Source organism: Aminobacter anthyllidis (genome assembly GCF_018555685.1).
In the GTDB taxonomy this organism is placed as follows: domain Bacteria; phylum Pseudomonadota; class Alphaproteobacteria; order Rhizobiales; family Rhizobiaceae; genus Aminobacter; species Aminobacter anthyllidis.
This window is the reverse complement of record NZ_JAFLWW010000012.1, coordinates 137,296-151,084: the sequence shown is the minus strand read 5'-3', so window position 1 is coordinate 151,084 and position 13,789 is coordinate 137,296. Positions and strand designations below refer to the sequence as shown.

The window sequence follows — 13,789 nt, the reverse complement described above, 5'->3', positions numbered from 1 at the left end:
CGGCGGCGTGCCGGGCTGGGGTGGCTCTGCCCTCAACCCGTACGCCGCAGTCGACGGCCGCCGGCTCTACCGGCCAAAGCCGCCAATCGACGAAACATCCGCGGTGGCGCGAGGTGTCTTTGCTGCGCGCTTAGAAGTGGGCGGGCAAGGGATGCTCGATCAGCAGGGGTTCGAAGGAAGGACAATCATGACAATCGCCAACATCAAGCCAGCGGCAGACTTGCCGGCAGTTGACACCGAGCATACAGATCCACGCAGTTATCCTCACGGCGTGGCATATATGGACGGTCAGTACTTGCCGATGTCCGAAGCCAAGATATCGGTGCTGGACTGGGGCTTTCTCCATTCGGACGCCACATACGACACCGTGCACGTCTGGGAAGGGCGCTTCTTCCGCCTCGACCTTCACCTCGACAGGTTTTGGGGTGGCATGCAGCGTCTGCGCATGAAGATACCTTACTCCCGAGAGCAGGTGACGGACATTCTGCACAACTGCGTGGCACTTTCCGGCCACAAGTCTGCTTATGTCGAGATGATCTGCACCCGTGGTGGATCTCCGACGTTCAGTCGCGATCCTCGGCAATCTGAGAACCGCTTCATCGCCTTCGCCGTCCCATTCGGCTCAGTCGCGAACAAAGAGCAGCTCGAACGAGGACTGCATGTATCTGTCAGCGAGATCGTCCGCATCTCGCCGAAGTCCGTCGATCCGGAGGTGAAAAACTATCATTGGCTCGATCTCGTGAAGGGTCTTTTCGATGCCTACGACGCGGGCGGAGAGACTGCCCTTGTCCTTGACGAGAATGGAAATATTGCCGAAGGCCCAGGCTTCAACGTGTTCGTCGTCAAGGACGGTGGGCTGCGTACGCCGGCATTCGGTGTCTTGCCGGGTATCACACGTCGTAGCGTCTTCGATCTTGCCGCGGAAATCAATCTCAAAGCGGTCGCCGAAGACGTTTCCCGGTCCGATCTGTCCGGAGCAGACGAGGTATTCATCACCTCGACCGCTGGCGGCATCATGCCCGTGACCAAAGTAGACGGCACGCCGATCTCGGACGGGTCGGTCGGACCAGTTACGAGGCGCTTGATGGATCATTATTGGAAGAAGCATTCAGATCCGGCCTGGTCGACGGAAATCACATATCCCTAGACTCGCAAAGCAACCCCTGGCGCCTCGGTTCGATTAACCGGTTGAGGCGCTTTCAATTGAACGGCCGCCCTGCAATGACCAGTGCTTTTATTTCCCATATCTCGGGCGAACTTCAGGGGCTTAAACAAGCTGGGCTTTACAAATCCGAGCGGGTCATCTCCTCGATGCAGTCGGCGGAGATCGAAGTCGGCGGCGAGAAGGTGTTGAATTTCTGCGCGAACAACTATCTCGGCCTTGCCGACAATGAGGGTCTGCGCGACGCCGCCAAGCATGCGCTCGATCGCTATGGCTACGGCATGGCTTCGGTGCGCTTCATCTGCGGCACGCAAGAGGAGCACAAGCAACTCGAAGCCACGATCTCGTCCTTCCTCGGCATGGATGACACTATCCTCTACGGCTCCTGCTTCGACGCCAATGGCGGCCTGTTCGAGACGCTGCTCGGCGAGGAGGACGCCATCATCTCGGATGCGCTCAACCACGCTTCGATCATCGATGGTGTGCGGCTCTCCAAGGCCAAGCGCTTCCGCTACGCCAACAACGACATGGCCGACCTCGAAGCGCGGTTGAAGGAAGCCAAGAACTGCCGCTTCCGCCTGATCGCCACCGACGGCGTGTTTTCCATGGACGGCATCATCGCCAATCTGAAAGGCGTCTGCGATCTCGCGGAAAAATACGACGCCATGGTCATGGTCGACGACAGCCATGCCGTCGGCTTTGTCGGCAAAAACGGCCGCGGCTCGGCCGAGCATTGCGGCGTCGAGGGCAGGGTTGACATCATCACCGGGACCCTCGGCAAAGCTCTCGGCGGCGCGTCGGGTGGTTATACCTCAGGCAAGCGTGAAGTAGTCGAGTGGCTGCGCCAGCGCTCGAGACCCTATCTGTTCTCAAACACGCTGATGCCTGCAATCGCGGCCGCCTCGCTGAAGGCGTTCGACCTGATCGACGACGGCAACGCCTTGCGTGAAAAGCTCTACGCAAATGCGAACCGCTTCCGGTCCAAGATGACCAAGGCGGGCTTCACGCTCGCCGGAGCCGACCATCCTATCATTCCGGTGATGCTCGGCGACGCGTCGCTCGCTCAGGCAATGGCCGAAAGGATGCTGGCGCGGGGCATTTACGTCATCGGCTTTTCGTTCCCAGTCGTGCCAAAGGGCCAGGCGCGGATCAGGACGCAGATGTCCGCCGCGCACTCCGACGCCGACATTGATCGCTGCGTCCAGGCCTTCACCGAGGTCGGGAGTGAGCTGGGTCTGCTGGGCTAGCCGGACTTCCCATCCAACGTCCAACTTCCGGGTCGATCGCTCGATGACGAACAGAAGAACTGCAATTATAACCGGATCGACGAGCGGTATCGGTCTCGGAGTGACCCAGGCTCTCGCCGCCTCTGGCGTGAACGTGACCCTGAATGGCTTCGGCGACGCGGCAGAGATTGAAGAAGTACGGTCGGATACTGCGCGTCGGTTTTCCGTAGAGCTCCGGTATTCCCCGGCCGACATGAGCAAGCCAGCAGACATCGCCAGGATGGTACAGGAAGCAGAGGCCGCTCTAGGGCCGACCGACATCCTAATAAACAACGCAGGCATCCAATTCGTGGCCCCGATCGGCGAGTTCCCGGTCGAAAAATGGAACGCCATAGTCGCGGTAAACCTGTCTTCGGCGTTCCATACGACCCAGGCAATAGTTTCGGGAATGAAGGCGAGAGGCTTCGGCCGGATCATAAATATCGCATCCGGCCACGCGCTCGTGGCATCACCCTTCAAGTCGGCCTACGTCGCCTCTAAGCATGGGGTTGCGGGACTGACGAAGACGACCGCACTCGAACTGGCTGCTCACGGCATCACCGTAAATGCGATCTGTCCCGGCTATGTCTGGACTCCGCTCGTGGCAAAGCAGATCCCGGATCAGGCCAAAACCCGCGGTGTCAGCGAGGAAGAGGCCAAGCTTGCTCTGCTTGCAACGCAGCCGACGAGAGGGTTCGTGGAAATCGATGAGGTGTCGTCACTCGCTCTGTATCTCGTAGGCGACATTGCACGGTCGATCACAGGAACCTGCATATCGATAGACCGCGGTTGGACCGCGCAGTGAGGCAATCTCGCCGAAGAACTTCGCGGCGATGTTCTTTCAACAGCTAGTGTCGCGCCTAGATCTTCATCCGGAAGCTTAGTGGAGAGGTATCACCTTGATGGCCCGTTCAGCCGAAAATCCAGATCCGGTAGACGTGCGAGCGGGGAAGGAGTCCGATCCAACAGATTTGGGCTGGATGCAGGGATTCGCGCCAACCCCTGACAAGAGGATTCTTTCCTCACACGCGGCACCAGGCGAAGCTCCCGTTCGCTGACATGTCGCGCTTATGGATCGTGGTCTATCTGTTTCAGATACGCGTGGAGTTTGCGGATAATATTGCACCACCCTGAAGGCAATGATCGAAATAGCATGGCGACGATCTTATAAAAATGTCGTCTGCAGGGAAATGGAGGGTCTGGCAACTGAGGCCGACAAAGCCATTCTCAAACGAAGTGTCAGGAGAGCGCCACAGTGCCGCCAACCAATCCATAGAGCGGCAAAGGTCGCTATTGATTCAGACTAGTACTATCTGGGATCGCTGGCGTCTAGGACGGCCGTGAAGGGAAGGAAAAGCATGAACTACGATCAGTACATTGAAGAACTCGCAACACAGGTTTTTGAAAAAGAACTAAGTTTTTCAGAGTCCGAGTATCGTCTTCGACTCGAAAGGGTGCGAAATATTATGGACGAGAAGGGTTTGGATGTCCTTCTCGTCACATTCACTCCCAACTTGAGTTATCTGAGCGGATACCAAAGCTTCGGTTCGGGTTGGTATAAATGCATGGTACTGCCCCGCGAGGGTGAACCCATACTGCATATGCATCAGTTGGAGGTAGGTCCCGCCCTGCTCACCAGTTGGGTAAAAGACATCCGAAGTGTCCCTTGGACCGATAGCGATGGGATGGCGACCGGTCTTGCAGATATCCTAAAAGAACGGCGACAGGAGAGAAAGCGAATTGGTCTTGAGATTAAGAAGATGGGCCTTGGCGTCGAACTTTACGAGGGATTGAAACGCGCGCTGCCGAATGCCGTTCTCGTTGATGCGTCCGATGTAGTTGCGCAACCACGGATGGTCAAATCGTCAGCCGAAGTCGACTACATGCGTAGTTCGGCCGGTATCACAATAAAGGCGCTTGATACTGTTTTGCCGATGATCAAGGCCGGCGTCACTGATAACCAGATTGCGGCCGTGATCTATCAAACGCTCGTAAATGAGGGAAGTGAGTATTTCAGTACCCAGCCCATTGTGTCTGCGGGTCAACGCAATTGGTTCGGCCACACCACGTTTAGGCGCACCGCCCTTCAGGAGGGTGACACGGCAGCGCTGGAGTTTGGCGCTGCTTACCAACGCTACACTAGCGCGGTCTTTCACACGGTCTCCATCGGTAAACCGTCTCCGCTAGTGGAGAAACGGGCCAAGGTTATTAATGAGACTCTCGACCTGTTGTTTCAGGTAGTTAAGCCAGGCCGTTCCGCTCACGATGTAGCGAGAGAGATTGGTGCCGGGATGGATGAAATAAGCCCTGTACCGAGTTCTTCGCGCATATACGGGTATTCGATTGGACTGGGGTTCCCTCCCACGTGGGGAGAAGAACTATATTTTATCCGTGAGGGCGCTGAGTTGGAGTTGAAGGCTGGGATGACCTTTCATTCGCCGTTGGTGGTCGATAAGCCGGGTACGCCGGCTGTAGGTTTCAGCGAGACATGGGTCGTCACGGAAACAGGATGCGAAATCCTTACAGTGCATGACCGAGAACTGACTGTCGTCGAAGAGTGAGGGCTACAGGCGCTGGCCCGGCACAATCCGTACCAGATCGCATATCCTTGATGAGGGGATTTCAATGATTAGAGACGTTTCCTCTGGAATAAATCCCCTTGGTCTTCCCGATAGTCAGACCTATCTCAACGCTGTGGAATCCGATCCTCGATTGCTTGGATGGATGCAGGGACTTCCACCTCAGCCGGACAAGCGGATTACGTTCGAGAGTGATCAATTCCTCGACTTTCCGCAGATAAGGTGGGCACTTTCGCATATGCGCGAACTCGCACCGACCGTGAACGTACGGCGCGGAAGTGCTCCGATATCTCAGATTGAAAGAGATGATAGGTCTCATGATATCGATGGACTGACATTCGATGCCCTAGATGGGCGGACAATGCGATTTGAGGATGCGCTGTATGCTACCTATACCGATGGCATTGTCGTGGTCCATCGTGGTCGCATAGTTTATGAACGGTATTTCGGGGCGCTGGAGCCACATCTTCCTCACGCTCTGCATTCGGTGACGAAGGTTTATGTTGGAACATTAGCCGCTGATCTTGTTAGCAAAGGTATTCTGGACGAAACGAAAGAGGTCCCTCACTACATTCCCGAACTGCGCGGGACCGCATGGGGTGATGCGACACTTCGCCAAGTAATGGATATGCAAATCGGCGTTGACTACACAGAAGACTACGAGAATCCGCAATCCGGAGTTAGAGCCTACATGCGCGCTTGCGGGATGCGCCCTCGTTCTGGAAATTCGTACGTCCCCGATACGCTTTTTGACTATTTGCGTACGTTGCGTAAGGAGGGTGAGCATGGCGTCGCCTACGCTTACAAAACTGTGAGCAGCGAGGTTATGGCCTGGGTGATGGCGAAGGTAACCGGACTGAATCTCGCTGAATATCTTCACGATAGGATCTGGTCGCGCCTCGGATGCGAGGAAGACGGTTATATGCTAGTTGACCCCGTAGGCACGCCCATGGCCGGAGGCGGTTTGTCAGCGACACTTCGCGATATGGCACGGTTTGGCGAACTCATTCGACGTGAGGGCGACTGGCATGGAAACCAGTTAATCCCTGCCTCTGTCATTGATGAAGTTCGTCGCGGAGACGATCCCGAGAAATTTGCCAAGACTGGGTCAGATTTGCTGCGTGGCTATTCCTATCGCGCCATGTGGTATGTTTCACATAATGAAATAGGCGCCGTGGAAGGTAAGGGTATGAATGGGCAGCGACTCTACATTGCCCCTGACGCGGAAATGGTCGTGGCGCGCTTCGCTTCGCATCCGGTGGGATCGAGCATAGGTAACGATCCGATCACCGTGCCGCAATTGCTTGCCCTTGGCCGAATGCTGAGGGAGTAAGATTGTCGACAATTTGCATATTGATGTCTGTCTGAGCGGCAGCGGTTTTTTGCAGCCTCGAAAAACAAACATGTGTTCCTAGCCGCGCATGGTTAGTGCTTCCGATTTGGGACGCAAGCTTCGGGTCGGAAACGGGAGGTTTATGGACCATATCCCCCGCCCACCGGTTCTGGGAACTCGCTCGTTTGTGGGCCCAGCTGAGTCTTCGCGGAAGTTTGATAGAGGCTCGCGCGAGCGCGGTTGCGTGGCGTGGTCGCTTGAGAAGGATCATTCTACCTCATGAGCTTCGGGCTGATGAGATTGGCAGATCAGTTTTTCACATTTCAGTTCTGTTGGTTTATTGGCGTTGACATTTCAACATCAGGGTAGGTTTGAAATAACAGCCGCACAGAAGCGCTTATAATAAGCTGATTGTTGGGTTGGCCTTGACCGCCTCCGGCTGCACGCGGAGCGGGGTATGGATATGATATAATGCGCCGAAATCGGAGCCGCTATTCCGCACTTTCCCTTATTCGGGAAGGTCTCACCGGCCAAACAGGCTGGACGGCGGCTTGGGCCTCACCTGAGCCAAAACCTACATATGAGGCGATAATTGTGGGCGGAGGAGGTCATGGACTTGCTACTGCTTACTATCTTGCAAAGAATCATGGCATCAGCAATGTCGCAATTCTGGAAAAAGGTTGGATAGGCGGCGGCAACACAGGCAGGAACACTACCGCTGTCAGGTCCAACTACTTCTATCCCGAGAGCGTGGCACTCTATGAGTTCTCCTTGCAGCTCTATGAGCGGCTCTCCAAGGAGTTGAACTACAACATCATGCTGTCCCAGCGAGGCGGACTGAACGTCGCGCATAGCGAGATGGACATGGAGATCGCAGCGCGTCTCGTGAATGCGATGCAGATCAATGGCATCGACGCCGAGTTGTTCGACCGTCGGCAGGTGTTGAAGGTCGTTCCGCTGCTGAATACCGGCCCAAACGCACGGTACCCTGTTTTCGGCGGGGTCTGGCAGGGCAGGGCTGGCATTTGCCGGCACGACGCGGTCGCGTGGGGTTACGCCAGAGCCGCCAGCCATCTGGGTGTCGACATTATCCAGAACTGCGAAGTGCTCGATTTCATCATTGAAGGCGGAGCATGCAGAGGTGTTTCGACTTCACGGGGCGAAATACGTTCGGATCGCGTTGCCATGGCGGTTGCGGGCCATTCATCGATGCTGTCGGCCAAGGCAGGCTTCTCGCTTCCGATCCAGTCCTATTCCTTGCAGGCGATGGTCAGCGAGCCAGTCAAGCCCGTGCTTGATACCGCGCTGCTTTCCATTGGAACAGGAACGTATGCCAACCAATCCGACAAGGGCGAGATCGTCTTCGGTGGCGGGCTGGATCGAATTCCCTCCTATGCGCAACGAGGGAACCCGCCAGCACACGACCACACGATCTCGGGGCTGATCGAGATGTTTCCCGCGTTTGGCCAACTCAAGATCCTGCGGCAGTGGGCGGGCATAGTGGATGTGACGCCGGACTCGTCTCCGATCATCGGTCCATCGCCCATTCCGGGATTGTACCTGGACTGCGGATGGGGCACGGGCGGCTTCAAGGCCATTCCGGCCGGAGGATGGCTTCTCGCCCATCTTATGGCGACCGGCTCGCATCATGAGATCAGCAAGCCCTTCGATCTCGACCGCTTCACAACCGGCCGCCTCATCGACGAAGCCGCTGGTTCGGGCATTGCTCACTAGAGGACGCATCATGCATTTGATCTGCTGCCCGTTCTGCGGGAACCGTGACGAAACAGAATTCCGATTCGCGGTCGAAGCCGGAAAGCGTCGCGGCTCGGTAAGTTCATCGCCGGACGAATGGGCCAAGTACCTTTATTTCCAGAACAACGTCAAAGGCGACACGCGCGAGGTCTGGATGCATCTGACGTGCGGAGAACTATTCATCCTGTCCCGCAACAGCGTCACGCACAGCATTCACGGTTCTGAGCCGGTGCGGAAAGCGGCTGAAGCATGAGACTGCCTAGCGGAGGAACGGGGATCACCCGGGAGAAGGAGCTTTCGTTCGCATTCGACGGGAAGCCGCATCGCGGCTTTGAGGGCGACACGGTAGCGTCCGCGCTGCTCGCAGCCGGGGTGCGCACCGTAGGCAGAAGCTTCAAGTATCACAGGCCCCGCGGCATTTGGGGTCACGGTGTCGAAGAACCGAATGCCATTTTCGACGTGAAACTCGCTGGTTTCCACGAGCCAAATGCACGAGGGACCACGACACCGCTGGCCGATGGACTGGTCGTCCGTTCAATCAACGCAAGGCCGGACGCGTCGCGCGACAGGTTCGGATTCCTGGACAGGTTCGCGAAATTCATCCCCGCCGGCTTTTACTACAAGACGTTCATGTGGCCAAGCTGGGAACGGTTCGAACCGAGGATCCGCGCGATGGCGGGACTTGGCGAAATCGACAGGGAGTGGGCACCGAAAGCGTTTTCCTCGCACGTGCATGACACCTGTGATGTGTTGGTTGTCGGCGCAGGTAATTCCGGTCTGCGGGCAGCTCTCGCGGCCGCCCGTGACGGGCGCTCGGTGACGGTGGTTGATGAAGGGTTCGCACCCGGCGGGCAGCTCCTGTACCGTTCCCGCACCGCGGATGGGGAGCACGCGGAAGAGTGGCTGGCATCGACACTTGCAGAGTTGTCCCGGCTCGGTGTCACGATCATGTCCCGTTCGACCGCCTACGGGATCTACGACCATAATCTCGTCTGTGTCGCCGAACTCAAAAAAGCGACGAATCCGCCTATCTCACACCGGATACGACCGAAACAGATAGTTTTGGCAACAGGCGCCATTGAGCGCCCCCTCGTTTTTCCCAATAACGACAGACCCGGCATCATGTCCGCCGCGTCGGCACTCTTCTACCTTCGACGGCACGGCGTGCGGGTCGGCGAAAGGATCGTTATCGCCAGCAATAACGACAGCACCGCCGAAGTTGCAGAAGCGTTCCGGGTCGTGGGGGCCAACGTGACTGAGGTCTCGTCGGTCGCGAACGTGCGGGGCAAGAACCGCGTAGAAGCAGTCATCGACGAAAATGGGCGGTCCATACCTGCCGACGCGCTCCTCGTGTCTGGCGGCTACTCGCCTACGGTGCATCTCTTCTGCCAGGCAAAGGGCAAGCTCGCGTGGTCTGACGAACGCGCTGCCTTCGTACCCAAGGATGAGGTCCAAGGCGTCAAGGTGATCGGCTCGGCGAACGGAGACTTCCGTTGGCGTGTTCAAGCGTCATGGCCAACCAAGCCTACCAAGGAGCGTGCTTGGATTGATTTCCAGAACGACGTCACTTCAAAAGACGTCGCGTTGGCGGCCCGGGAGAATTTCCGTTCGGTCGAGCACCTGAAAAGGTACACGACTCTCGGCATGGCTACCGATCAGGGAAAAACCTCGAACGTCAACGGCCTCGCCGCCTTGGCCGCGTTTACCGGGCGCAGCATAGCAGAGACGGGAACGACGACGTTCCGCCCTCCTTACACTCCGGTCTCGATGATGGCCTTCACGGGATACAGGCATGGACAGCTGTTCAACCCCGTTCGCCGCCTGGCTCTGGAGACCGAGCACCGGGCGGCAGGCGCCATATTCGGCGAGTACGGCGGATGGCTGCGACCCGCGGCATATGACAGGGACATCCAGTCCGAGGCGCTGCGTGCGCGGGAGGGCGTGGGGATCTTCGATGCAAGTCCGCTCGGCAAGGTTGAGGTCATCGGGCCGGACGCAGGACTGCTCCTCGACTTCAACGGATACGGAAAGGTCTCAACGCTCAAGCCCGGAAGGATTCGATACGGCCTGACGCTCAACGAGAACGGAAGCGTGTATGATGATGGTGTCATTGCCCGGCTCGATGAAACGCGTTTCCTCGTGTCCTGCTCCAGTTCACACGTGACAGGTGTCCATCTCAGGCTGGAGGACATACGCCAGGATCTTTTCGACCCTACCAGATTGTCCATCCATAACGCCACAAGCCGCTGGGCGACCCTTACCGTCACTGGGCCGAAGTCGCGTTCCCTACTCGATTCGTTGAGCCTGGGCCTGGATCTCGGCAACGAGGCGTTCCCTCACATGTCTTGGCGAATGGCCACATTCGAAGGCGGCCCCGTACGCCTGGCGCGCGTAAGCTTCTCAGGCGACCTGTCGTTCGAGGTTTCGGTTCCGCAGTCAAAAGCGGCGTCCCTGTTCTGTGCCCTGAGGGAGGCCGGCGCACGGTTCAACGCCACGATGCTCGGGTTGGAGGCGTTGATGATCCTGCGCGCTGAAAAGGGATACATCGTGATCGGCAAGGACACGGACGGCCTGACGTTGCCGCATGACCTCGGCATCGTTGGACCGCGCGATAAGCGTACGGACGAATTCGTCGGCCGGCGGTCGCTGTTCACCGAATGGGCTCAGGAAAAGAAGCGCCGCCAGTTTACTGGCCTCTCGATCACCGACGGTGGCGGACCGCTCGCGACGGGAGCTCACGCAATCGAGCGTGTTACGGGAAAATCGCGCTCGATCGGGTTTGTGACGTCCAGTTATTTCAGTCCAACGATTGGGAAGCCGATCGCGCTCGGATTGATAGAGAATGCGATGGAGCGCCAAGGAGAGATCATAGAAATGCAGCACCTGGGAGCAGTCAGAAAGGCGAGGGTATCGGCGGCCTGTGCTTTCGATCCCGAAGGAGCGCGGCTAAATGCTTGATTTCGGCCAGAAGTGGGAGCCTGCGTCGTTTGATGAAACTGGCTTCGCCAACACCGATACTCTGAACTTGGTGCGCGCACCAAGCCGACAGATCTTGATGGTGAGTGGGAACGTGGGGCGCGGGCTCGCGTCGCTTGGCATAACGACCCACCCGCTAGGAGCCACCGACGTAATCGTCGAGGAGCCGTATGCAGTTGCCTTGGCGCGAGACAAATGCCTCGCCGTCGTCCCGTCAGCAACCTCGGTTGAAGAAGGATGGCATCCGGATGGCTATGCCGTCACAGATGCTACTGACGGTTACATCGGGTTCGACATCTCGGGAGCAGGGCTGAGCGGGCTTCTCAAAAGGGCTACGGCATTGGACTGGTCGCAGCCGACCCGCTCCAGCGCGATTTCATTCGGCCATGCGACGGTCGTGACGGCTTTTCTTCGTGACAGGGATTCGATTCGCCTTCTGATCGAGACGCCGATGGTGCCATCCATTCTGCTGTGGATCAAAACGACCATCGAGAACCGTTAAAGGCGATCGTCGTCTCACCCCTACGAACGTTCTGAAAATTCGAACGCAGCTCAAACCCGGCGAAGCTGCGCTCAGTGCCTCGAGCAGATAAGCCGCCTTCTGGCCCGCAACGTAGGTTTCATGGCGACACGAACAATGGTGGAGGACCGCACCGCAGACCCGATGTTTGGCCCCAACCATCACAGAGATCGGTTTAGGTACTCCTATCACGGATACGCTTCAGTCCGCGTGATACTTCCCCATCGGTCAAGGACACATCGCTCTGCTCGCTCATAGCCGCGCCCGAACTCATGCTTCGCGCGAAAGACCTCGCTATGATGTCGTTCCTGCCGATGCACCTGTTCGTGCTGGCCGCAGGCATCTATTTCGTCTTGGCATGGCCCAACGCGACACGCGCACGTAGTGTGAAATGCCCCTGTCCTCGGCGGATGGGGGCACCTAAGCTGGGCGTAGGAAATCATCCATCGCTTGGCCGCAGTGTCTCGCGACGAGCGATATCATTTCTTATTGGCGAGTGACTCAATCGCAGACTGGGATCAGGCCTGACGAATGGATTGCCGCAACGGCAGTCAGTAGCGCGCGTTGATCACCGGCACGACGAGCTGCGGCCCGGCGATCGTTGCGATCTCAGGATCGACATTTGTCGTCGAGATAGTGAAATCCTCGCCTTCAGGCACGATGTAACCCATCTCGCGCAGGAACGATTTGTATGCGTCGAGGTCGACGGGTGTGCCGTTCTCGCGGTGCCAGCTATCGATCCTGCTCTGCATCAGCTCGCGGAGTGCGAGCAAATCGCGGTTAGTCGGTGCAAGATCATGGACGATTGAAGAGAATGCCGCCCAAAAGGCTTCAGGCGTGATACCAGTACCTGGAAGGGCCTCCTCCCGGATGAAGTCGCGCAGTTCGCGCGCCACCTTCAGTCCAGCAAGTTCGATGGGAAGGCCGCCAGCCGCAAATATGTCAGTCATCTTCATGCGGCCACTCTCAGGTCGACCGGGATTTCCCCGCCTATGACCTCGGCAAGCGCCGCCGAGGTTGCTGCCGAGAGCGTCCAGCCCAGATGACCGTGGCCCGTATTGTAAAAGACTCCAGGGATCTTTCCCTTGCCGACCTTTGGCATCATGTTCGGCATCATGGGCCGTAACCCTGCCCACGGGATGACCTTACTGGTGGCAACTCCTGGGAAGAGCGTACGCGTCCATTCCACGAGGGGCCTGACACGGTCGTCCCTTATATCCCGGTTCGCGCCGTTGAATTCAGCGGTCCCGGCAACGCGGAACCGGGATGTTCCCAACCTGCTGGTCACGATCTTCGCCCGGTCGTCAAGGATACTGACCCACGGAGCCGAAGCTTGGGACAGTTCGTCAGCGAGATCGACTGTGATCGAGTAGCCCTTGACCGGATAGATGTTGATCCGGTCGCCCAGCATTGCGCCTATGGTGCGGCTATGGACACCTGCACAAACGACGACAGCGTCTGCCTGAAGCTCATCCTTGATGCCACCCTTCGTCGAGAAGGCGATGCGGAACCCGTCACGCTTGGTGATCGAGGTCACGTCGGCATCGTAGGTGAAGCGCGCGCCCCTGCTCTCACAGACCTGAGCGAGTCCGCCTGTGTACTTGTGGATGTCGCCGGTTGAATCCGACGGCGTGTAGAAGCCACCGTGAAACTTGCCGGAAAGCACCGGCTCGATCTCGGCGATTTCCTTGGGGGTGACCGGATGGCGGTCCAGTCCGCCCTCGACAAGCATCTCGTTCACCTTCGACGCATGATCGTACCCTGCCTTGTCGTAATGGACGTGAAGGATTCCCTTGCGCACGTGGTCGAAGTCGATCCCTTCCCGCTCAGCGATGCCGAACATGTGGTGCCTGGCGGAAATCGCCAGCCGCGTGGTAGCGATCGTGTTCTCCCGGTAGCGGCCGATGTTCGCCATGAATTCCGCCAGCCAGCTGTACTTATGCCAGGATGGAGAAGGGTTCATCAGGAGCGGGGCGTCCCTTCGCGCCATCCACTTGATACCCTTGATGACGGTCGACCAATGGTTCCAGACTTCGGCGTTGCAGGCGGAGAGCTGCCCTCCGTTAGCAAATGATGTCTCCATCGCCGCGTAGCGCTGCTTTTCGAGCACGGTGACTTCGTATCCCCGTTCCAACAGGGCATAGGCTGTCGACACTCCGGTGATACCGGCGCCGATCACGACAATTCTGGGCATTTGAG

10 protein-coding genes and 1 pseudogene are annotated in these 13,789 nt (G+C 57.8%); 9 read left to right on the top strand and 2 right to left on the bottom strand.

Annotation, left to right across the window (positions count from 1 at the left end; translation table 11 throughout):
- The first annotated feature begins 187 nt into the window (after positions 1–187).
- The 9 genes from J1C56_RS28950 (at position 188) to J1C56_RS28910 (ending at position 11,572) form a co-directional block, all read left to right on the top strand.
- Complete coding sequence (locus J1C56_RS28950; protein WP_214393443.1) at positions 188–1,147, top strand: aminotransferase class IV; 960 nt, start codon at positions 188–190, stop codon at positions 1,145–1,147.
- A 74-nt stretch (positions 1,148–1,221) separates the two neighbouring features.
- On the top strand, positions 1,222–2,409 hold the full coding sequence (locus J1C56_RS28945; RefSeq protein WP_214393407.1) for a glycine C-acetyltransferase: 1,188 nt from the start codon (positions 1,222–1,224) through the stop codon (positions 2,407–2,409).
- A 43-nt stretch (positions 2,410–2,452) separates the two neighbouring features.
- Positions 2,453–3,232 carry a 3-hydroxybutyrate dehydrogenase gene (locus J1C56_RS28940; RefSeq protein ID WP_214393406.1) on the top strand — a complete coding sequence of 260 codons (780 nt, stop codon included), beginning with the start codon at positions 2,453–2,455 and terminating at the stop codon, positions 3,230–3,232.
- A 553-nt stretch (positions 3,233–3,785) separates the two neighbouring features.
- Positions 3,786–4,988, top strand: coding sequence for a M24 family metallopeptidase (locus J1C56_RS28935; protein WP_214393405.1), 1,203 nt, complete (start codon positions 3,786–3,788; stop codon positions 4,986–4,988).
- 64 nt (positions 4,989–5,052) lie between these two features.
- Positions 5,053–6,339, top strand: a complete 1,287-nt coding sequence (locus J1C56_RS28930; RefSeq protein ID WP_214393404.1) for a serine hydrolase domain-containing protein — start codon at positions 5,053–5,055, stop codon at positions 6,337–6,339.
- Positions 6,340–6,810: 471 nt separating this feature from the next.
- Complete coding sequence (locus J1C56_RS28925; protein WP_214393403.1) at positions 6,811–8,073, top strand: sarcosine oxidase subunit beta family protein; 1,263 nt, start codon at positions 6,811–6,813, stop codon at positions 8,071–8,073.
- A 10-nt stretch (positions 8,074–8,083) separates the two neighbouring features.
- Positions 8,084–8,347 carry a sarcosine oxidase subunit delta gene (locus tag J1C56_RS28920; protein ID WP_214393402.1) on the top strand — a complete coding sequence of 88 codons (264 nt, stop codon included), beginning with the start codon at positions 8,084–8,086 and terminating at the stop codon, positions 8,345–8,347.
- Entirely contained in the window at positions 8,344–11,052 is a 2,709-nt protein-coding gene (locus tag J1C56_RS28915) for a 2Fe-2S iron-sulfur cluster-binding protein (RefSeq protein ID WP_214393401.1), read from the top strand. Before J1C56_RS28920 ends, J1C56_RS28915 begins: the two co-directional genes overlap by 4 nt.
- Positions 11,045–11,572, top strand: a complete 528-nt coding sequence (locus J1C56_RS28910) for an aminomethyltransferase family protein (RefSeq protein ID WP_214393400.1) — start codon at positions 11,045–11,047, stop codon at positions 11,570–11,572. Before J1C56_RS28915 ends, J1C56_RS28910 begins: the two co-directional genes overlap by 8 nt.
- A 572-nt stretch (positions 11,573–12,144) precedes the next feature.
- Here J1C56_RS28910 and J1C56_RS28905 read toward each other — a convergent pair.
- Positions 12,145–12,540 (bottom strand): annotated as a pseudogene (locus J1C56_RS28905) (malate synthase G); the annotation flags it as partial.
- 2 nt (positions 12,541–12,542) lie between these two features.
- Complete coding sequence (locus tag J1C56_RS28900) at positions 12,543–13,784, bottom strand: D-amino acid dehydrogenase (protein WP_214393399.1); 1,242 nt, start codon at positions 13,782–13,784, stop codon at positions 12,543–12,545.
- Positions 13,785–13,789: the final 5 nt, after the last annotated feature.